Consider the following 19491-nt stretch of genomic DNA (forward strand, 5'->3'; position numbering starts at 1 on the left):
GTGAAATCCTCCCCGGATCGGGCCCGGATCGTGGCCTGACGCCGCCGCAGATCACGATCTCCGGCTGTAGTACTAGGAGAGTTTTCCGCACGACACTGGAGGCTTTTGACCGCCATACGCGGGAAAACCCTCCACAGATGCGGCTCCAACAACCCCACACCCCAATCACCAGCGGGCCACGCCATCGCCCCGGCCATCCCTCACCCCGTCTGCCTGCGACCATCTCCCCCGGGGCAGAAGCCACCCATACATCAGTCAGGAGAGCCGGTTGTCCGGCGGAAATTTGGTTGCGGTGGTGGTTAGCGTGAAGGCATGAACGTCGATCAGCTTTGTGGTCTGCTGGCCGAACCGTCGAGGTTGCGGACGTACTCCGCGATCGTCCTCGGCGCCGCAACTCCCGAGCAGGTTGCCGGGAGCACCGGACTCGCCGCACCTGTCGTGGTGAAGGCACTGCAGCGGCTGACCAAGGGCGGACTGATCACGGCGAGCCGGGACGGGTTCACGGCGGACGAGGATGCGTTCAAGGACGCCGTCCGGGAGAGCCGCCCGGCGTGGGTTCCGCTCGATCCGGATCCGGCGCGGGACAATGTGTTGAAGGCGTTCATCCGCGACGGCCGACTGACGCATTTCCCGACGTTTCCGGAGAAGTACCAGATCGTGCTCGAGTACCTCGTGCAGGACTTCGAGGTGGGCCGCGCGTACCCGGAGGCCGAGGTCAACGAGATGCTCAACCGCCGGCACGCCGACCACGCGGCGCTGCGCCGCGGCCTGGTGGACGCCCGCCTGCTCGAGCGGGCGAACAGCGTCTACACGCGACCTGCCTGAGCCCACGACCCTGAGCCCACGACCCCGAGCCCACGACCCCGAGCCCGCGACCCCGAGCCGGGCCGACCTACGTGAGGCGGCGGGCCGGGGCGTCCTGGCGCGGCTTCTCGTTCGGTGCGATCCGGACCCGGGTGTCCAGGACGGTCGCGCCCTGCGCGCCGACCAGCACCGAGCGCAGGTCCAGACGGACGACCTCTTCCAGGTCGAGCGTCAGGCGCGACACCCGGTGCAGGAGATTCTCGATCGCGGAGATGTCGACGGGGTCGGAGCCGCGGTAGCCGTACAGCAGCGGCGCGGCCTTCACCTCGCGGACCATCTCGGCGGCGTCGCGGGTGGTGAGCGGGGGCATCCGGTACGAGCGGTCGCCGAGCAGGTCGGTCGCCACACCGGACAGGCCGAAGCTCACGACCGGCCCGAACGACACGTCCTCGATCGTCGAGATCACCACCGGCACGCCGGGCGGTGCCATCTTCTGGACGACGAACTGCGCCCGGCCCGGATCCGCGGCGACGCCGAACGTCTCGGTCATCTCTGCCCACGCCGCGCGCATGTCGTCCTCATCGTGGATGTGCCGCCAGATGTCGGCGAGGTCCGGCCGCATCCGCCACTGCTCCGCGGTCGCCTTCAGGATCACCTCGAACCCGAGATCGGCGGCCCGCGCGACCGCTTCGTCCGCGCTCTGTACCGGGAACGCCGGCAGCACCGAGATGCCGTAGAAGCTCAGCAGCCGATGCCGGTCCGCGTCGCCGAGGTCGGCGCCGGACGGGTAGCGCTGCAGGAACTCGGCGACGAAGTCCTCGGCCCCGGCGGTGTCGATGTCCGGCAGATCCGGGATCTTGCTGTCCGACCGCCGCCGCCACTCGGCGTACTGCGTGGCCTTCGCCAGCGCTCCGACGGCGTACTGCGGGTTGAGGAACGACGGGATCGACCCGCGCGCGGCACCGCCGTGCTCGTCCGGAACGCGCAGCTGCTCGGGGACGCTGCGGGACGCCAGGAACGTGGACACCACCGGCTTGTCGGAGCCCGCGGCGGCCGCGGCCAGGACCTGCGCGACTTCGCCGCCGTTGGACTGGACCGGTGGTGTGTAGATCACCACGACCGAGTGCACGCGGTCGTCGGCGAACACCTCGGACAGCGCGAGGCCGAAGTCCGAGGCGGTGGCGTCCGCGCGCAGGTTCCGCGGCTCCCCCGCGACGTCCAGGCCGCAGCCGGCCATGGTGTCGAGCGCGAGCAGGGTCAGCGCGTCGGAGTTCGAGACGATCGCGACCCGACGGCCTTTCGGCAGCGGCTGGTGGGCGAGCAGCTGAGCGACGTCGAACAGCTCCCCCGTCGTGTCCACGCCGATCAGGCCGCTCTGCCGGAACATCGACTCGATCGTGGCCGGCGGCAACTGACTGCGGCGGACCAGCTGACCGACCGGCACCCCCTGCGTCGCGCGGCCCGACTTCAGTGCGACCACCGGCTTGCGCCGGGCCAGCCGGCGCGACACCCGGCTGAACTTGCGCGGGTTGCCCAGCGACTCCAGGTACAGCAGGACGACCTCGGTCGCCTCGTCGGAGTACCAGTACTGCATCAGGTCGTTGCCGGACACATCGGCGCGGTTGCCGGCCGAAACGAAGCTCGACAGGCCGAGGCCGCGCCCGACCATGTCGGCCAGGATCGGGACGCCGAGCGCGCCGGACTGGCAGAAGAACGCCACCCGCCCCTGGCTCGGCATCAGCGGCGAGAGCGTCGCGTTCAGCGAGACGCCGCTCGCGGTGTTGATCACGCCGAGCGCGTTCGGCCCGATCACCCGCATGCCGTACGAGCGCGCGAGCCCGACCAGGTACCGCTGCCGCTTCCGGCCCTCGTCGCCGATCTCCGCGAAGCCGCTCGACACCACGACGAGTCCGCGCACGCCCTTGGCGGCACAGTCCAGAACCACGTCGGCGACCATCTCCGCCTTCACCGCGACGACGGCGAGATCGACCGTGCCGTCCACGTCGCGGATCGTCGGGTACGCCGGGACGCCCTCGATCTCGGTACCGGGCGCAGCCTTGGTGTCGGTGTTGACGGCGTACAACCGCCCGGGGAATCCGCCGTCGCGCACGTTCCGGAGCAGCGCGTTGCCGATCGTGCCCTCGCGGCGGCTCGCACCGATCACCGCGACGCTCTGCGGGGTGAGCAGCCGCGCGATCGACAGTGCCTCGGAGCGCTGCTCGCGAGCCTGCATCACGCCGAACGACGTGTCGGTCGGCGCGATGTCGAACTCGACCATGATCACGCCGTCCTCGAATTCCCGCGCGACCTTGTACCCGGCCTCGGTGAAGACCGTGATCATCTTCCGGTTGTCCGGCAGCACCTCGGCGACGAACCGGTGGATGCCGTGCTCGCGCGCCGCCTGGGCCAGATGCTCGAGCAGCAACTGCCCGAGGCCGCGGCCCTGGTGTGCGTCCTCGATCAGGAACGCGACCTCCGCGGTCGCCCGGCCGGTGCCCTCGTAGCGGCCGACGCCGATCATCTCGTCACCGACGGTCACGATCAGCGCGAGCCGCTGCCGGTAGTCGACCTGCGTGAACCGCGCCACGTCCCGCGGGGAGAGCTCGGGGTAGGGCGCGAAGAAGCGGTAATACTTCGATTGTTCGGAGACCCTGGCATAGAACGCCACCAGCAGCTCGGCATCCGCTGGGGTGATCGGACGCAGATGCGCGGTCGCGCCGTCCCGCAGGACGACATCGGCCTCGTACTCCGCCGGATAGCCCTCCGGCAGTTGCTGGTCATACTGGCCTTCGGTCATCGGGCCTCCCGGTCAGGACCGACGAGCGCAGCAGCGACCGGAGCGACGAGGGAAGACCGGGAGTCAAAGCCCCATGACCCGCCGCGACGGAGTCGTGGCATCGAGAGAGTCACGGGGCAAGCGTACTCAAACGGGGCTGAGTGGGGGGTGGAATTTGGTTGCGCGGATTGCGCCGGTGCTGGTGTTTCTGATCGCAGTGACGCTCATCGCGGAGCTGGCCGACCAGGCCAAGGTGTTCGATGTCGCAGCGCGTGAGGCGGCGCATCTGGCTCGTGGCCGGGTCTGGCGGCTCTGGCTACTGGTCGTCGCGCTCGCCACGGGATTGACCATCGTCTTGTCACTCGACACCTGCGCGGTACTCCTGACACCGGTTGTGTTGTCGATGGCCCGTCAACTGGACCTCCCGCCCAAGCTGTTCGCGTTCACCACCGTCTGGCTGGCCGGTACGGCGTCCCTCCTGCTGCCGGTGTCCAACCTGACGAACTTGCTCGCGCTGCACCAGTTCCGGCAAATGGACATCGGGTACCTCTCGGTGAGCTGGCGGCCGGCGATCGCGGCGATTCTCATCACGGTGGCGGTCCTCGCCGCACTGTTCCATCGCGACCTGCGGCGCCGGTACTTCGTCCCGCCGACACCGGCGGTCGACGACAAGGTCCTGTTCTGGGGTTGCGCGGCGGTCTGCCTGCTGCTCGGCCCGGCGTTCGTCTCCGGCGTCGACGTCGCGTGGCCGGCCAGTATCGGCGCACTCGTCCTGGTCGGGCTCTTCGCCGTACGGCGGCGCAGCGCGCTCACGTGGTCGCTGATCCCGTTCAAGCTCGTCGGTACGGTCGTCGTGCTGTTCGCAGTGGTCGGCTTCCTCAGCGAGCACGGCCTCGAGGACTTGCTCCGGCGCGTGGCCGGCACAACCTCCGAGCTCCGGCTGAGCGCTACCGCGGCCCTCGGCGCCAACCTTGCCGACAACCTCCCGGCGTACCTGGCCATGGAACCTGTTGCGGCGGACAGCCCGCACCGCATGCTCGCGTTACTGATCGGCGTCAACTGCGGATGCCTGCTGACCCTGTGGGGCTCGCTCGCGACGCTGCTCTGGCGGGCCCGGTGCGACGCCGCCCGGGTGGACATTTCGTGGTGGTCGTTCCTGTGGCGCGGACTCGTGCTGACCCCGTTGGTGGTGTGCGGCGCGGTCCTCGCACTCACCGGTTTCTGATGGGTACTGTGCGGTGCATGGCGACGGAGCAGAGCACTTCGGAGGTCACCCGGGAGTTCCGGGCCGCGCGCGACTTCTTGGTGGCCCACCGCGACGACTACGAGACGGCGTACCGGGACTTCAGTTGGCCTGCGTTCGAGCGGTTCAACTGGGCGCGTGACTGGTTCGACGCGCTCGCGGTCGAGCAGCCCGAGGTCGCCGCGCTGACCATCGTCGAGGAGGACGGCCGCGTCACCACGCGCACGTACGCCGAGATGGCCGAGCGGTCCCGCCAGGTGGCCGGCTGGCTCACCGACGCGGGGCTGCAGCGGGGCGACCGCGTGCTCATCGTCTTGGGCAACCAGGTCGAGTTGTGGGAGACGATGCTCGGCTGCATCCGGGCGGGCGCGGTGATGATCCCGGCTACCACGCTGCTCACCGAGGCCGATCTGGCCGACCGGATCACCCGCGGCAACGTCCGCGCCGTCGTCACCAGCGGCGCCGACGCAGGCCGGTACGCCGGGATCGCGGACCATTGCATCCGCGTCGCGGTCGGCGAACCGGTCGAGGGCTGGCTCGCGTACGCCGACTCGATGCTCTACTCCGGTCCCGTGCCCGACGTCGACACTGCGGCCGACGACTCGCTGCTGCTGTATTTCACCTCCGGTACGACGAGCCAGCCGAAGCTGGTCGAGCACACGCAGGTGAGCTACCCGGTCGGCCACCTGTCCACGATGTACTGGATCGGTCTGCAGCCCGGCGACGTCCACCTGAATGTCTCCTCCCCCGGCTGGGCGAAGCACTCGTGGAGCAACGTCTTCGCGCCGTGGAACGCCGGCGCGACCGTGTTCTTGTACAACTACACCCGGTTCAACGCCGAGAAGATGCTGCAGGTCCTGCAGGAGTACGGCGTGACCACCTTCTGCGCACCGCCGACGGTGTGGCGGATGCTGATCCAGGCCGACCTGTCCGCGGTCGAGGTCCAGATCCGTGAGTGCATCTCGGCCGGCGAGCCACTGAACCCCGAGGTGATCGAGCAGGTCCGCGCCGCGTGGGGCATCACGATCCGCGACGGGTACGGCCAGACCGAGACCACCGCGCAGATCGGCAATCCGCCCGGCCAGCCGGTCAAGCTCGGCTCGATGGGCCGGCCGCTGCCCGGCTACAGCATCGCGCTGATCGACCCGGCCAGCGACGAGATCGGCGACGACGGCGAGATCTGCATCGAGCTCGCGCCCGCACCGGTCCCGCTGATGCGCGGCTACCGCGACGCGCCGGAGCTGACCGCCGAGGTGACGCGGAACGGGTACTACCACACCGGCGACGTGGCGAGCCGCGACGAGGACGGCTACATCACCTATGTCGGGCGCTCCGACGATGTGTTCAAGGCCAGCGACTACCGCATCTCGCCGTTCGAGCTGGAGTCCGTGCTGATCGAGCATCCGGCCGTCGCGGAGGCAGCCGTCGTACCGTCACCGGATCCGGTCCGGCTCGCGGTTCCGAAGGCGTACGTCGTGCTCGCCGCCGGGTACGAGCCGTCGCGGGAGCTCGCGGGCGAGATCCTGATGTTCTGCCGCGAGCACCTGGCGCCGTACAAGCGGATCCGGCGGCTCGAGTTTGCCGAGCTGCCGAAGACGATCTCGGGCAAGATCCGCCGCGTCGAGCTGCGCGCGGACGAGGCCGCGAAGGTGGACAGCGGCGGCGGGCAGACGTACGACGAGGCGGACTTCCGCTAAGTGTCACTACAGACCGGGCTCGGGTGGGCCGCTGTCATCGTCCTGCCGCTGCTGATCGCCATCGGGGTCGGAGCGTCGCGGTACGCCGGCCTGCGGCACGACAGAGGCATGGTCACCGCGGCGCTGCGCGCCCTCGTCCAGCTCGCCGCGGTCGGTGCGGTGGTCGGGATCGCGCTGCAGCACACGGCCGGGGCGATCGCGTTCGTGCTGCTGATGTTCGTGGTCGCTACGATCACCAGTACGCGACGGCTCCAGCACGCCCTGGTCGTGCCGCGCCAGTGGATGTACTGCGCGGCGGCGATCGGAACCGGTGGGTTCGCCGTCCTGCTGTTGCTGATCCTGCCCGGTGTCGTGCCGCGCAACCCGGCCAGCATCCTGCCGGTGGGTGGCATCGTCGTCGGCGGCGCAATGACCGCGACCACGCTGGCCGGCCGCCGCATGCTCAGCGAGTACGGCACCCGGTACGGCGAGTACGAGGCCGGACTGTCGATCGGGTTGCTGCCGCAGGACGCGTTCAAACTCGTCGTCGGTCCGGTCGCGGGTGACGCCCTGCTGCCCGTGCTGGACCAGACGCGTACCGTCGGTCTGGTCACGCTGCCCGGGGCGTTCGTCGGCATGGTGCTCGGCGGCGCGTCGCCGGCCCAGGCGGCCGCGCTGCAACTCGTCGTCCTGATCGCCCTCATCGCCGCCGAGGCGGTGGCGGTCGTGGTGCTGACCGAGCTGCTGTCCCGCGCGCGGCTTCCGGACGGGCGTACCGTTTCCTCATGAGCGACGACAAGAGCATCTTCAGCCGGATCGACGAACTGGTGGCCGAGGAGCACGAGCTGCGGTCCAGGCACGCCGCGGGCAAGGTCGGCGACGCCGACGAGAAGGCCCGGCTCCGCCAGCTCGAGGTCGAGCTGGACCAGTGCTGGGACCTGCTCCGCCAGCGCCGCGCGAAGCGCGAGTTCGGCGAGAACCCGGACGACGCCCAGGCCCGCTCCGGCGACACCGTCGAGGGCTACCTGAACTGACGCGGGTCAGAAACCGCGCAGTTTCTCCGGACTGATCCGGATCACCACCGAGTACGCCGCGTGGAACTCGTCGGTCGTCATCCCGAGGCCGGCGATGTCCGCGCCGTACTTCGCGTCGTACGCTGCCCGGGCCGCGCCGTCGATCGGCTCCGCGTCGATCCGCGCCGTACCGGAGAACACGCCGACGTCTCCCCCGGTGTGCGTGGCGTTGAAGTGCACCGCGACCTGTGGATGCGCGGCGATGTTGTGCAGCTTGGCCTTGCTCGGCTCGCTGGCGACGAGGAGCTCGTCGTCGTACCAGAGGAACCAGACCGGGTTCGGCGCCGGCGTGCCCGACCGGCCGACGGTGGTCAGCCAGACCACCCGTTCGTCGTCGAGCTGCCGGGCGATCCGCTTGCCGAAATCGGTGGACGTGTCGAGGGTGAACATCGGTGCCTTCCTGAGCGAGTTCCGGGATCAGCCGGGTCCCAGGCGCCCCCACTCGATCGCCGGGCAGTGATCCATCACCATGTCCAGGCCGGCGGCCGTCGTTCGCGCGTAGGCGTCCTGATCCACTACACCCAGCTGGAACCACACCGCTTTCGCGTTGATTCCCAGCGCCTGGTCGGCGATGTCGCCGGCCAGCTGGGACCGGACGAACACGTCGACGCAGTCCACCCCGAACGGGATCTCCGCGAGCGTCGCGTACCCCTGCTCACCGTGCACGGTCTCGGCGCGCGGATGCACCGGCACGATCCGCTTCCCGTTCCCCTGCAGGAACCGCGCCACGCCGTACGCCGCGCGGCCGGTGTTGTTCGACAACCCGACCACGGCCCAGGTGTCGCACTCGGCCAGGATCTTCCGGATCGTCTCGTCCATCGTCAGCCCCTCAGGTAGGTCAGTACCGCGGACACCCGCCGGTCCAGTCCATCATCCAGCTGCAGCTTGGCGAAGATGTTGCCCACGTGTTTGCGTACCGCCGCCTCGCTCACCACCAGCTGCTCGGCGATCGAGGCGTTCACCCGCCCCTCGGCCATCAGCGCGAGCACCTCGAGCTCGCGCGGTGTGAGCGCCGCCAGCGGGCCGTCGTTCCGCCGCCGCGCCAGTAACTGCCGGACCACCTCAGGGTCGACCACGGTCCCGCCGTCGGCGACCCGGTCCAGAGACTCGAGGAACTCGGCGACATGCCCGACGCGGTCCTTCAACAGGTACCCGATCCCGCCGGTCGTTGTCTCGAGCAACGACGACAGGTATGCGTCCGCGACGTACTGCGACAGCACCAGGATGCCGATCGACGGGTGCTCGGCCCGGATCGTGGCGGCCGCGCGCAGCCCTTCGTCGCTGTGCCCGGGCGGCATCCGGACGTCGGTGATCACCACGTCCGGCGGATCCTTGCGGACCACGGCGAGCAGCGTGTCGGCGTCCCCGACCGAGTCCCGTACCTCGTGCCCGGCGCGGTCCAGAATGCTCGCCAGTCCCTCGCGCAGCAGCAGCGAGTCTTCGGCCAGCACGATGCTCAGTCGCCGAGTCGGCACGGGCACTCCATTCGCAGTCGGGTCGGTCCGCCGGGCGGGCTGTCGACGTCGAGTGTGCCGCCCAAGGCATCCAACCGCGTCACCAATCCGGTCAGACCGGTCCCAGCACCGAGCCGCGCGCCACCGACGCCGTTGTCCTGGATCGTGACGACGAGCCGGTCCTTGTCGATCCGGCCGGTGACCTCACACCGCGTTGCCTGTGCGTGCTTGGCGACGTTGGCCAGCGCTTCACTCACCACGAAGTACGCCGCGGCCTCGATCGGACCAGGTAGCCGCGTCGGGAGCTGCAGTTGCACCGTCACCGGCAACGGCATCCGGTCCGCCACCTCCTGTACGGCGGCTGCAAGCCCGTGATCCACCAGCACGCGCGGATGGATGCCGCGGACCGCGGCGCGAAGGTCCGCCAGCGCCGCCTCGGCTTCGGCGTGCGCCTTCACCACCAATCGCCGGCCCTCCCCCTCCGGCAGGTCCAGCTCGGCCAGTCCTAGCGTCATCGTCAGCCCGACCAGCCGCTGCTGGACGCCGTCGTGCAGATGCCGTTCGATCCGCACCCGCTCGGTCTCGAACGCGTCGACCAGGTCGAGCCGCGACCGGCGCAGCGCGGCGAGGTTGCGCTGCAGTTCCTCCTGCCGCGGCCCGAGCATCGCCTTCGCCAGCGACGCCTCGGCTCCTGCGATCACCCCGAGCAGGTACGAACTGACGGCGTAGAACACCGGCCCGAACAGGACCAGGAACATCAGTCCTTCCTGCGCGGAGTCCAGCGTCCACGGGCCCATGCCCAGCTCTTCCCGGTCGGCGATGACCGGCGCCGCGAGCGTGATCACCAGAACGGTCGCACTGAGCCCGGCGAACACCGCGCTGCACGGCCAGACCAGGAATCCGAGCACGAACCCGTAGCCCAGGGCCCGCATCGAGGCCTGCTCGCGGCGGCGGAACGTCATCCGGGCCTTGAGCGTCAGCCCGGGCGGGAGGCTCGCGTGCGGACTGCTGATGCCGTCGAGCAGCAACAGCCGGGCCCGTCGCCGCTCGATCCACCCGATCGCGGCGCCGAGCAGCGGGAACGCCGCGAGCATCACGATCCCGATCAGGATCGGGCTCAGCAGCGCGCTCAGTCCGGCCAGGCCGACCAGCACCAGGATCGCCACGATCCCCATCGGCACCGACGTGAACAGGTACGCGTAACTGCGCCACGGCCACGACGAGATCAGGTAGCGCGGCGACCTCAACGCGGTCCACACGTTCACGGTCCCACCCTAGAGTGGCGCCGGCCGGGTGGACGGTAGCGTGCGCGCTACTTCAGGTCTCGCCTGCGGACCAGGGTGCTGGAAGCCGTCCGGCGGTTGGCTGGAACCATGACCGCACCCGCGCCTTCGTACCCAGCCGTTGTCCCCGTCGAGCCGCCTGCCCTGATGCTGGACGGGATCACCAAGACGTACCGCTCCAAGGCCGGAGCGGTCGACGCCCTGCGCGGCGTGACCTACCACTTCGAACGGGGCTCGTTCACCGCCGTGATGGGTCCGTCCGGCTCCGGCAAGTCCACCTTGCTGCAGTGCGCCGCGGGGCTCGACCACCCGACGTCCGGAACCGTCGTGCTGAACGGCGTCACGCTCGCCGGGCTGAACGAAGTGGAGCTGACCAAACTGCGTCGCGCGCAGATGGGCTTCGTGTTCCAGGCGTACAACCTGCTGCCGTCGCTGACTGTGTACGACAACGTTGCGTTGCCGCTGCGGCTGACCGGTCGCCGGCCGGCGCGCAACGACGTTCTGCGGGTGCTGGAGCAGGTGGGGCTGGCAGGTAAGGCCAAGCGCCGGCCGGCCGAGTTGTCCGGCGGGCAGCAGCAGCGGGTGGCGATCGCGCGGGCGCTGATCACCCGCCCGGCGGTGTTCTTCGCCGACGAGCCGACCGGTGCGCTGGACAGCGGCACCAGCCGTCAGGTGCTCGGTCTGCTGCGCGAGGCGACGGACCGGGCCGGACAGACCGTGGTGATGGTCACCCATGACCCGGTTGCCGCGGCGTACGCCGAGCGTGTGCTGTTCCTGTCCGACGGTCTGCTCGCCGGGCATCTCGACCGCGCCACGCCCGCCCAGATCGCGGCGGCGATGAGTGACTTGGAGCGATGATGTTCTTCCTCAGCCGGCAGACCGTCGGGCGGAACTGGTCGCTGTACGCCGGATCGTTCGTCGCGCTCGCGGTCGGGGTGTTCCTGCTCGGGCTGGCCGCCACCGCGACGGCGGCGACCATCGCGTACGACGGACCGAGCGGGTCGTCCCTCACCGTGACCACACTCGGCGATGCCGACACGCCGCCCGAGCGGGTGAAGGTGCCGCTGTCGGACGCGGACGTCTCGGGGTTGCAGACCGTGCTCAGCATCGTGGGGACGATCTGCGCGTTCATCACGATCTTCGTGATCGCCAGTACCTTCGCGTTCGCCGTCGCATCGCGGCGACGGGAGCTCGGCCTGCTGCGGCTGATCGGTGCGACCCCGCGGCAGATCCGCCGGATGGTGCTCGGCGAGGCCCTCGTCGTCGCACTCGCCGCGTCGCTGACCGGCGCGATTGTGGCGCAGCTCGCGACGCCCTTGCTGCTGGTCAAGGCGTCGTACACCGAGCTCGCGCCGGTGCAGCTCGAACCGGCGTCGCCCTGGGTGCCGCTCGCGATCGCGGTCGGCGCCGGGATGCTGGTCGCGATGCTCGGTGCGCGTTCGGCGGCTCGCCGGGCCGGGCGGGTGGCGCCGGTCGACGCGTTGCGCGAGGCCGCGCTCGAGCCACCGCGAATCGGGCCGGTGCGGGTGGTTTTCGGGGTGCTGTTCTTCGCCGGGGCGATCGCGATGCTCGCGTTCATCCGGCCGTCGAGCGGTGACGCCGCCGTACCGCTCGCGATGTTCACGCCGATGATCCTGGTAATCGGGCTGACGCTGCTTGCGCCCGTCGTCGTGCCGCTCGTCGGCAGGATGTGGGCGGCGCCGCTGGTGGCGTGGACCGACGTGTCGGGCCGGCTGGCGCGGAGCAACGTGCTCGCGGCACCGCGGCGCAGCGCGTCACTGGCCGCGCCGATCCTGGCGATCTCCTCGATCGCCGGGGCGATGGTGCTGACGTTGAGTTTCGCGGCCGACAGCGAGGCGGCGAGCATCCGGGACACGGTCCGCGCGCCGATCGTCGTCACCGCAGACGCGCCGGTCGACGTTCCTGGAGTGGCGGCGGTCGATGCCGGACTGCCGATCCAGTTCGTCCGGGTGGCGTCGGACTACGCGCAGCTGGAGGATGCCGAAGGGATCGACCCGGCCGTCGCATCCCGGACCCGGGACCTCACTCCGCTGGCCGGCGACCTGGGAGCGCTGACCGGACATGCCGTTGCCATCAGCAAGGAGATGTCGCAGTTCGAGGGGTACGACGTCGGTGACGCGATCCCGGCTGTCTTCACGGACGGCACCAAGGTGGAGTTGCGGGTGGTGGCGATCGTGCGGAACGCCTTCGGGGTGCAGCCGTCCTTCCTCCTCCCGCTCGACGTCGCGCGGAAGCACGCGCCCGACGCACGGCCCCAGCACAGCTTCGTCCTGCCCGCCGACGGTGTCGATCCGGCCGCGGTGGTCAAGCGGGTACCCGGCGCGCAGCTCGCCACCGACTGGGAGGCCGCGCAGATCGAGGCGCTCCGCGAGGGCAATCGCTTCGGACTGGTGCTGCTGCTCGGTCCGGCGGCGCTCTACAGCGCGATCGCGATCGCCAACACGCTGCTGATGGGCAGCCTGCAGCGGCGCCAGGAGTTCGTCACGTCACGGTTGCTCGGCGCCACGCCGGCGCAGCTACGGCAGATGGTGCTGTGGGAGTCGACGCTGGTCGGGGTGGTCGCACTGAGTCTCGGCGCCGCCGTCACGGTCACTGTCGGTGTTCTGGTTCGTCACTCCATGACGTCGGGCGTCTCCGACGTACCGTTCACGGTGCCGTGGGCGATCCTGCTGGGCATCGCCGCACTGTGTCTGACCTTGGCGGTAGGGTCCGCGTTGGCCCCGACTGCTCACCTGCTGCGGGTCGTGGCCAGGGAAAAGGCCGTTCACCAGGGACAATAGGTACGGCGCCGGACCGTCGCGGCGCTCGTACCACTGGATCGAGGAGTTCGCAGAACCGCATGGCACGCCGTAGCAGCACCGCCGAACCCGAGGACTTCGAGGAGCACATCCTCGACGTCGACGTCTCCGACGAGATGCGCACCAGCTATCTGGAGTACGCCTACTCGGTGATCTACTCCCGGGCGCTCCCGGACGCCCGCGACGGGCTGAAGCCGGTCCAGCGGCGAATCCTGTTCTCGATGGCCGAGAACAACATCCGACCCGACCGCGGCCACGTGAAGTCGGCGCGGGTCGTCGGTGAAGTGATGGGTAAGTACCACCCGCACGGCGACGGCGCGATCTACGACGCCCTGGTCCGGACCGCCCAGCCCTGGTCGATGCGGGTGCCGCTGATCGACGGCCACGGCAACTTCGGAAGTTTGGACGATGGTCCGGCGGCGATGCGTTACACGGAATGCCGGATGGCGCCGCCGGCGATGGCGATGACCAACGGCCTGGACGAGAACGTCGTCGACTTCCGGCCGAACTACGACGGCCAGGAGCAGGAGCCGGCGGTACTGCCGGCCGCCTTCCCGAACCTGCTGGTCAACGGCGCGGCCGGGATCGCGGTCGGGATGGCGACGAACATGGCGCCGCACAACCTGGTCGAGGTGATCCAGGCGCTCCGGCACCTGATCAAGGCCCCGAACGCCGACCTCGACGACCTGATGCGGTTCATCCCCGGCCCGGACCTGCCGACCGGCGGCAAGATCGTCGGCCTGGAAGGCATCAAGGACGCCTACGCGACCGGCCGTGGCAGCTTCAAGATGCGCGCCACCGCCCGGATCGAGAACGTCACCCCGCGCCGCAAGGGCATCGTGGTCACCGAGCTGCCGTACTCGGTCGGCCCGGAGAAGGTGATCGAGAAGATCAAGACCCTGGTGCAGAGCAAGAAGCTGCAGGGCATCGCCGACATCAAGGACCTCACCGACCGCAACCACGGCACCCAGCTGGTGATCGAGGTCAAGAACGGCTTCGTCCCGGAGGCGCTGCTCGAGCAGCTGTACAAGCTGACTCCGCTCGAGGACGCGTTCCACGTCAACAACGTCTGCCTGGTCGAGGGCCAGCCGCGCACACTCGGCCTGAAGGAGCTGCTCGAGGTCTACCTCGAGCACCGGTACGACGTGACGCGCCGGCGCAGCGAGTTCCGCCGGAAGAAGGCGCAGGACCGGCTGCACATCGTCGACGGCCTGCTGATCGCGATCCTGGACATCGACGAAGTCATCCAGGTGATCCGCAGCAGCGACGACTCGGGCCAGGCGCGGTCGCGGCTGATCGAGATCTACGACCTGTCCGAGGTCCAGGCGAACTACATCCTCGACATGCCGCTGCGCCGGCTGACGAAGTTCTCCAAGCTCGAGCTCGAGAGCGAGAAGAGCGAACTGGAGCGCGAGATCGAGGCGCTGACCGCGATCCTCGAGGACCCGAAGCTGCTCCAGAAGACGGTCTCCGACGAGCTGGCCGAGGTCGCCAAGACCTACGGCACGCCGCGCCGTACCGTGCTGCTGGAGTCGTCGGGCGCGACCAAGACGGCCACCGTGCCGCTCGAGGTCACCGACGACCCGTGCTGGATCCTGATGAGCTCCACCGGTCTGCTCGCCCGGACGAACGGTGTCGAGCCGTTCGGCCCGAGCGAGTCGCGGGCGAAGCACGACGCGATCGTCTCCGCGGTGCAGAGCACCGCGCGCGGGCAGTACGGCCTGATCACCAGTGCGGGCCGGTTGATCCGGCTGGAGTCGCTCGACCTTCCCGCCGTACCGACGACCGCCAACGCGCCGAACCTGCAGGGCGGGGCTCCGATCGCGGAGTTCGTGTCGCTGGAGCCCGGTGAGCGGGCGCTGGCCCTGACCACGATGGATCCGGACTCGGTCGGTGTCGCGCTCGGTACCGCGGGCGGTGTCGTGAAGCGCGTCGTACCGGACCACCTGAGCAACCGCGACTCGTGGGAGATCATCTCGCTGAAGGACGGCGACGAGGTCGTCGGCGCGGTCGAGCTCGCCACCGGCGACGAGGAGCTGTGCTTCATCACGTCCGAAGCCCAGCTGCTGCACTTCCCCGCGTCGGTCGTGCGACCGCAGGGCCGGACCGCGGGCGGGATGGCCGGCGTGCGGCTCGGCGCGAAGGCGAAGGTCGTGTTCTTCGGGGCCGTCGACACCTCACGGGAGGCGCAGGTCGTGACGATCGCGGGCTCGTCGTCGGCGCTGCCAGGCACCGAGGTCGGCGCGGTCAAGGTCACGCCGTTCAGCGAGTACCCGGGCAAGGGCCGCGGGACCGGTGGTGTGCGCTGCCAGCGGCTGCTGAAGGGCGAGGACGGTTTGCTGCTCGGGTACGTCGGTGCCGCGCCGGTGAAGGCCAGCGCGAGCAGCGGCGCGCCGGTGGAGCTGCCGCCCGTCGACCTGCGGCGCGACGGCTCCGGCATCCCGGTGGCGCAGCCGATCGCTGCGTGCGCCCCCGATCTGGCAGGCTGACGCCGTGAAGAGCGCCGTGACAAGAGTGCTCGCGCTGTGCGCGATCGTCGTCCTTGCCGCAGCCGGCTGCAGCGACAAGAAGGACTCGGGTGGCAACCAGCCGACCCAGGACGCCGTGTCGCTGCTGACCGACGCGAAGAAGGCGATCGACGAGGCCGAGAGCGTGCACATCGTGCTGACCGGGCGCGACCTGCCGGACGACGCGCAGGCGCTTGCCAGCGGTGACGGCGTGGCGACCCATGCCCCGGCGTTCAAGGGCAAGCTGACCGTCCGGTCGTCCGGCTCGCCGATCGACGCCGAGGTCGTCGCCGTCGGCAGCAAGGTCTACGCGAAGGTGTCGTTCTCCCCGGCGTACATCGAGCTCACACCGGCCCAGCTGGCCGGGCTGGGCGCGCCGGACCCGGCCGTTCTGCTCGACCCGGCCAAGGGCCTGACCTCGGTGCTGCCGACGTTGAAGGACCCGCAGGTGAAGGGTGAGACGCGGGAGGGGTCGAAGGTCCTCACCGAGATCACCGGCGCGGTCCAGGGCAAGTCGCTGCAGGGCATCTTCCCGAAGGCGCCCGCCGACCAGGACTTCCCGGGCACCTTCAAGATCGACAAGGACACCAAGCAGCTCGTCTCGGCGACGATCACCGGCCCGTTCTACGCCGGTGCCACCAGCAGCTACGACGTCACCTTGGACAAGTACGGCGAGAAGGTCGAGATCACCAAGCCGTGACCGCGGCGAGGACGCGCCTGACCCTGGCGTCGGTCGCCGTCGCGTTCGCGGCAGCCGACACGTACGTCGTCGTACTGGCCCTCCCGGACATGATGTCCGGCGTCGGACTGTCGGCCGACGAGCTGCAGCGGGCGGCGCCGATCATCTCCGGGTTCCTGCTCGGCTACATCGCCGTGCTGCCGCTGATCGGCCGGATCGCGGACGTCGCCGGCCGTACGCCGGTGCTCGTCGGCGCGTTGCTGCTCTTTGCCGTCGGGTCGCTGATCACGGCGGGGGCGTACGACCTCTCGCTGGTGGTCATCGGGCGGTTCCTGCAAGGGGTCGGCGGCGGTGGGTTGGTGCCTGCGACGCTCGCGCTGGTGGCGGATCTCTGGCCGGCTGAGCGCCGCGGATTGCCGTTGGGTGTGGTCGGGGCCGTGCAGGAACTCGGATCGGTGCTCGGGCCACTGCTGGGCGCCGCTGTGCTCGCGGTTGCTGACTGGCGGTACATCTTCTGGCTCAACCTGGTGGTTGCGGTCGCGCTCGCGTTGCTGCTGCGTGGTCCTCAGCGGCCTCGGGTATCCGATGCCGTCGGGCTGCTGGCCTGTGTGACGCTCGGCCTGACGCTGACAGCTCCGTCGCGGCTTGCCTCGGGAGTCACGCTCGGGTTGCCGTTCGTGCCATTTTCCGGGTCGTCGCGGTTGCTCACGCCGATCGGCGTGGTCACGTTGGTGCTCGGGGTGCTGTGGCTAGGGCTGGTAGTGGGTCGTACACGGGGGCGTCTGTCGGCGGTGCTTGCCCGCGTCGACCTCGTGGGGGCGGGCCTGTTGGCCGTCGCCCTGGCAGGCGTCGTACTGGCATTCGCGACAGCCGATCCGGAGCAGGAGTTGATGTCTCCGGCGGGGCCCTGGCTGCTGGTCGGTGCCGCGGCTTTCGCGGTGGGTTTCGCTTGGTGGCAGCGGCGTACGGCGGCTGCTCTGGTGCCGCGCGGATTGCTGGGCAGGCGGCCGGCGTGGGGTGCGTTGGTGGTCAGTTTTCTGATCGGCTGCGCGTTGATCGCTGCACTGGTCGACGTACCGGTGTTTGCCCGCACGACGCAGGGCGGCGGACAGTTGGCTGCTGCCCTGGTCCTCTTGCGGTTCCTGATCGCGTTGCCCATTGGAGCGGTCGTTGGTGGGTGGCTCACGCGGCGGTACGGGCTCGGGCTGATCACGGGCGGCGGTCTCGCGCTGGCCGGCGCGATGTTCGTGGTGATGGCGTTCTGGGGCCGTACGGCGCTGGATCATTGGCCGGCGACCGCCGTACTGCTGGTGTGCGGCTTCGGGTTCGGACTCGCGTTGTCGCCGGTGAACACCGCGATCCTCGGCGCGACCCCCGCCGACAGTCATGGGCTGGCGAGTGCCCTGGTCGTGGTCGCGCGGATGGTCGGCATGCTCGTCGGCGTCTCCGCGCTCACCGCGATCGGCCTGCGCCGGTACTACGCGATTGCCTCCGGCATCCAATCGCCGAACGCGCTCTGTCCGGACTCCCCCGGCAACTGCCGTCCGTACGTCGAAGCGCTGCGCGATGCGGCCGTTTCACAAGTTCACGCGATCTTCGCCGGGGCAGCTGTGTGCGCCTTTCTGGCGGCAGTCCTGAGCGTCGCGCTGCTCGGCCGGCGTGGCGTGCTGCACACATGATGATCGTCATGCGGAACGGTCGTCCGGGGTTCGCGTACCGTAAAGGCGTGACCCTTGCCACCGCCGACGGCCTGTGCTCGACGTTCTGCCGGTTGTTGCAGGAACCGTTGGCGGGGACGGCCGTGGTCGCAACGGCCTGGGTGCTGGTCGAGCAGCCCGGGCCATGGGGTGCCAACGCGCCCACGCAGAGTCATCTCGACCCGTCGTTCGGCGGGTCCTTCGACGACCGGTGCAAGAAGCTCGACCTCCGGTTCGCGCTGATCCGCTCGCCCGGCCGGCATGCGGACGCGCTTGAGCGTTCGCACCAGGTGTTCGTCGCGTCGACCCGGCCCGGAAAGACCTGGCTGCTCGGCGGAACGGTCGTGAACCCCACGGAGTTGGAGTCGCTCGATCTCGCGGCGGTCGCCCGCAGTGACCGTACGGCGGTGGTCGCGTCACTGCCCGCGCTCCAGCCGGTCGACGAGCCGATCGTGCTGGTCTGTACCAACGGCAAACGCGACACCTGCTGTGCGGTCCTCGGCCGTCCGCTGGTGTCCGGGCTTGCGGCGCGGGTACCTGGGCGGGTGTGGGAAGCCAATCATCTCGGCGGGCACCGGTTCGCCCCGACCGCGACGTACCTGCCGGCCGGGACGATGCACGGTCAGCTGACCGTCGACACCGCCGTCGGCGTCCTTGCTGCGGCGGATCGCGGTGAGACGGTGCTGACCGGTCTGCGCGGGCGCTCGACCTGGACGAAACGCGGTCAGGCCGCCGAGATCGCCGTCCGCGAACACATCGGGGAACTGAGCCTGGACGCACTGACCGTCGTCGCCGAAGATGCCGACGCGGTCACCGTCCAGCACATCGACGGCCGGGCGTGGAGCGTACCGGTCAGCTGTGAGACCGCTGATCCACCCCGCCCTGACTCCTGCGGAAAGGAACCGTTCGCCATGTCGATTCTGCAAGCCGGAACCCCCGAGGCCGTCCGATGACCGACGGGTTCGACGACCTGCTGGCCGCGAACGCCGAGTACGCCGCCGACTTCCACTACGGCGGCTTCGACGGCATCGCGCACGCCGGCATCGGCCTGGTCACCTGCATGGACTCGCGCATCCCGCCGCTGGAGATGCTCGGCCTGAAGCCCGGCGACGCGAAGGTCCTGCGCTCGGCCGGCGGCCGCGTCACCGAGATGACCATGACCGGACTCGTACTCGGCGTCCAGCTGCTCGGCGTCCGGCGGATCATGATCATCCCGCACACCCGCTGCGCGATGGCCGCGATGTCGGAGGACGACCTGCGCGCCAAGGTGGAGCAGGCCGCGGGCAGGCCCGCCGGGTACCTTCCGATCTCGGTCATCCCGGACCAGCAGGAAGCTCTTCGCCGCGATGTGGCCGCGGTGCGGCAGCACCCGTTGATCGGCGACGACGTGCTGGTCGGCGGCTTCATGTACGACGTCGACACCGGCCGGCTGACGCAGATCAGCTGATCAGCACCTTGCCGGTATCGAGCTCGTAGAACG

Annotated in this window: 17 protein-coding genes; 12 read left to right on the forward strand and 5 right to left on the reverse strand. The window is 69.8% G+C overall.

Annotated elements, in window-relative coordinates; translation table 11 throughout:
* Positions 1-312: 312 nt before the first annotated feature.
* Entirely contained in the window at positions 313-825 is a 513-nt protein-coding gene (locus tag AB0B82_RS29125) for a DUF2087 domain-containing protein (RefSeq protein ID WP_360175445.1), read from the forward strand.
* Positions 826-892: 67 nt separating this feature from the next.
* Here the strand turns inward: AB0B82_RS29125 and AB0B82_RS29130 are convergent, their stop codons facing one another.
* Positions 893-3601 (reverse strand): GNAT family N-acetyltransferase, encoded by a 2709-nt coding sequence (locus AB0B82_RS29130; protein WP_360175448.1) that lies wholly within the window; start codon positions 3599-3601, stop codon positions 893-895.
* Positions 3602-3776: 175 nt separating this feature from the next.
* On the opposite strand from AB0B82_RS29130, the gene AB0B82_RS29135 reads away from it, so the two are divergent.
* Genes AB0B82_RS29135 through AB0B82_RS29150 form a run of 4 tightly spaced genes read left to right on the forward strand, consistent with a single transcriptional unit; the run spans position 3777 to position 7533 of the window.
* Positions 3777-4805 carry an SLC13 family permease gene (locus AB0B82_RS29135; protein ID WP_360175451.1) on the forward strand — a complete coding sequence of 343 codons (1029 nt, stop codon included), beginning with the start codon at positions 3777-3779 and terminating at the stop codon, positions 4803-4805.
* 17 nt (positions 4806-4822) lie between these two features.
* Positions 4823-6520, forward strand: a complete 1698-nt coding sequence (locus tag AB0B82_RS29140) for an AMP-binding protein (protein WP_360175454.1) — start codon at positions 4823-4825, stop codon at positions 6518-6520.
* Entirely contained in the window at positions 6521-7288 is a 768-nt protein-coding gene (locus AB0B82_RS29145) for an ABC transporter permease (protein ID WP_360175457.1), read from the forward strand.
* Positions 7285-7533, forward strand: coding sequence for a DUF2630 family protein (locus AB0B82_RS29150; RefSeq protein WP_360175459.1), 249 nt, complete (start codon positions 7285-7287; stop codon positions 7531-7533). The genes AB0B82_RS29145 and AB0B82_RS29150 overlap by 4 nt, the downstream gene beginning before the upstream one ends.
* Positions 7534-7539: 6 nt before the next feature.
* Here AB0B82_RS29150 and AB0B82_RS29155 read toward each other — a convergent pair whose 3' ends face one another.
* Genes AB0B82_RS29155 through AB0B82_RS29170 form a run of 4 tightly spaced genes read right to left on the reverse strand, consistent with a single transcriptional unit; the run spans position 7540 to position 10291 of the window.
* Positions 7540-7962 carry a TIGR03667 family PPOX class F420-dependent oxidoreductase gene (locus tag AB0B82_RS29155; RefSeq protein WP_360175462.1) on the reverse strand — a complete coding sequence of 141 codons (423 nt, stop codon included), beginning with the start codon at positions 7960-7962 and terminating at the stop codon, positions 7540-7542.
* Between the two features lie 27 nt (positions 7963-7989).
* Entirely contained in the window at positions 7990-8391 is a 402-nt protein-coding gene (locus AB0B82_RS29160) for a CoA-binding protein (protein WP_360175465.1), read from the reverse strand.
* Between the two features lie 2 nt (positions 8392-8393).
* Positions 8394-9047, reverse strand: coding sequence for a response regulator transcription factor (locus AB0B82_RS29165; protein ID WP_360175468.1), 654 nt, complete (start codon positions 9045-9047; stop codon positions 8394-8396).
* Positions 9029-10291 (reverse strand): sensor domain-containing protein, encoded by a 1263-nt coding sequence (locus AB0B82_RS29170; RefSeq protein WP_360175471.1) that lies wholly within the window; start codon positions 10289-10291, stop codon positions 9029-9031. Before AB0B82_RS29170 ends, AB0B82_RS29165 begins: the two co-directional genes overlap by 19 nt.
* 108 nt (positions 10292-10399) lie before the next feature.
* On the opposite strand from AB0B82_RS29170, the gene AB0B82_RS29175 reads away from it, so the two are divergent.
* The 7 genes from AB0B82_RS29175 to AB0B82_RS29205 are packed head-to-tail and all read left to right on the forward strand — an operon-like array spanning position 10400 to position 19458.
* Positions 10400-11167 carry an ABC transporter ATP-binding protein gene (locus AB0B82_RS29175; RefSeq protein ID WP_360175474.1) on the forward strand — a complete coding sequence of 256 codons (768 nt, stop codon included), beginning with the start codon at positions 10400-10402 and terminating at the stop codon, positions 11165-11167.
* Positions 11164-13110 carry an FtsX-like permease family protein gene (locus tag AB0B82_RS29180; protein WP_360175477.1) on the forward strand — a complete coding sequence of 649 codons (1947 nt, stop codon included), beginning with the start codon at positions 11164-11166 and terminating at the stop codon, positions 13108-13110. Before AB0B82_RS29175 ends, AB0B82_RS29180 begins: the two co-directional genes overlap by 4 nt.
* 59 nt (positions 13111-13169) lie before the next feature.
* Entirely contained in the window at positions 13170-15617 is a 2448-nt protein-coding gene (locus AB0B82_RS29185) for a DNA topoisomerase IV subunit A (RefSeq protein ID WP_360175480.1), read from the forward strand.
* 4 nt (positions 15618-15621) lie between these two features.
* Positions 15622-16335, forward strand: a complete 714-nt coding sequence (locus AB0B82_RS29190; RefSeq protein WP_360175483.1) for an LppX_LprAFG lipoprotein — start codon at positions 15622-15624, stop codon at positions 16333-16335.
* Complete coding sequence (locus AB0B82_RS29195) at positions 16332-17993, forward strand: MFS transporter (protein ID WP_360175486.1); 1662 nt, start codon at positions 16332-16334, stop codon at positions 17991-17993. Before AB0B82_RS29190 ends, AB0B82_RS29195 begins: the two co-directional genes overlap by 4 nt.
* A gap of 47 nt (positions 17994-18040) precedes the next feature.
* Positions 18041-18964 carry a sucrase ferredoxin gene (locus AB0B82_RS29200; RefSeq protein ID WP_360175489.1) on the forward strand — a complete coding sequence of 308 codons (924 nt, stop codon included), beginning with the start codon at positions 18041-18043 and terminating at the stop codon, positions 18962-18964.
* Positions 18961-19458, forward strand: coding sequence for a carbonic anhydrase (locus AB0B82_RS29205; protein ID WP_360175492.1), 498 nt, complete (start codon positions 18961-18963; stop codon positions 19456-19458). Before AB0B82_RS29200 ends, AB0B82_RS29205 begins: the two co-directional genes overlap by 4 nt.
* The last annotated feature ends 33 nt before the right edge of the window (positions 19459-19491 follow it).

It is taken from the genome of Kribbella sp. NPDC048915 (assembly GCF_040649595.1).
Lineage (GTDB): Bacteria > Actinomycetota > Actinomycetes > Propionibacteriales > Kribbellaceae > Kribbella.